We start from the raw sequence: 1,703 nt of genomic DNA, 5'->3' as shown, positions 1-1,703 counted from the left end.
GTGTCATGTCTTGACACTTTTTGGACATGGAGTCTGGTGAGTTTTTGGACGCGGAGTCTGGTCACTTATTGGACATCATGTCTGATGACTTGTTGGACACTGCGGTGGAATAGCCGGATGGCTATTTCATCGCATTTACGTAGGAAGATCGCGGATTTCGATCCTGTCCGCGACGACAAAACCATCATGCAGTTCTGCAAGGAAGAAGGGATCTCACGCCAGACGTTCCACAACCTGAAAGATCGTGTCGCCAAGCGCGGCCGGGCGGGTATTTTGCCGGACAGCACCGCCCCGAAAAACCCGGCTCGTAAGTACACCGATGCCGACCGCCAGGCCGTCTTCGATGCCCGCGTTGCACTCAAGCAGCAGGGGTTGGACAACGGGCCGATCTCGATTCACTACCACTTGCTCGACACCGTCGGCCCGGATCGCACGCCGTCACGACCAACGATCGCAGCGTGGCTGAATAAAGCCGGGCTGGTCGACGCCAATGCCCGCAAACGTCCCCGCAGCTCGTACAAGCGTTTCGCCCGTGATTATGTGTGCGAGTTGTGGCAGATCGACGCGGTGGTCTACCGCCTGTTCGACGTTGCCCATACCCAGGTCACCATCTACCAGGTCATTGACGACGCCAGCAGATTCGATGTCGGCACCAAAGCGTTCGAGCTGCCCGAAAATGGCTCCGACGCACGCACCACGCTCAAAGAGGCGTTTGCCCGCTACCGCAAGCCGCAAGAGATCCTGTCGGACAACAGCGAAGCGTTTGCCACCTATCACCGCGGTCGTCTATCAGCCACGGAAGTGTGGCTGGCGGAACAAGGCGTGATGGCTATTGCAGGCTTTGCGCCAACGACCCAAGGCAAAGATGAACGCGCGCACCGCACCCTGGTGCAATTTCTTGATGCGCGCACACCCAAAACGTTCGCCGATCTTGAAGCCGCCATTGATGTCTACCGCGAGGTCTACAACACCCAGCGGCATCACCAAAGTCTGTGCGTCGGCAAAATGCACATCACCCCACAACAAGCTTGGGAGAGCTTCCCGCAGGCGGAATCCCCAACCGATCCGCTGGATCCTGATGTGATCTGGCAGCGCGTGGTCGACTACAACCTGGCGCACAACCCGCTGGCACAACCGCCAGCGAAGAAAAACGACCCTGGGGAAGCTGCCACTTCGCCCAAGGTCGAAACCGTTCGTGCAATCACCACACCAGGTACATCACACACGGATGACCCCACCATAGATCCCCGCGACGCCGCGGAAAACTACCGCTTCGACGTGCCAGTAGAACTCGAAGTCAACCGGCACGGGACAGTCTCGGTGTGCGGCTACGGCCTCTATATCGGCTTGCGGTTTAAAAGCCGCAAGCTGTTCAGCATCGTCACCTCCGATAACGTCGCCGAGTTCTATACCGCCCACGACGGTGAGTTCCTGTTCAGCGTGCCGTTGCCCATCAGGCTGACGCACCGCCCGGCCGGCGGCCAGATCAACATCAACCTCGTTGAAGGCATGAAGCACCGGCAACCGCCGAAACTGCGCCCAGATCTATCCAAACCCCGGCCGAAAAAACACAACCCCGACCAATAAGACCACCACTAGGAGGGTGTCCAAAAAGCCATTGGACTCCGTGTCCAATAAGTCACCAGACTCCATGTCCAATAAGTGACCAGACTCCGCGTCCAAAATGTCCATAGACATAACAC

Annotated in this window: 1 protein-coding gene; it reads left to right on the top strand. The window is 57.8% G+C overall.

What is annotated here, in order from left to right:
• Window positions 1-117 precede the first annotated feature (117 nt).
• Entirely contained in the window at window positions 118-1,587 is a 1,470-nt protein-coding gene (locus MHY23_RS11785; protein WP_239307703.1) for an integrase core domain-containing protein, read from the top strand.
• The last annotated feature ends 116 nt before the right edge of the window (window positions 1,588-1,703 follow it).

Source organism: Corynebacterium sp. ACRQP (assembly GCF_022345915.1).
Classification (GTDB): Bacteria; Actinomycetota; Actinomycetes; order Mycobacteriales; family Mycobacteriaceae; genus Corynebacterium; species Corynebacterium lehmanniae.
The sequence above is the reverse complement of the archived record's forward strand: the minus strand, read 5'-3'. Positions and strand labels throughout refer to the sequence as shown.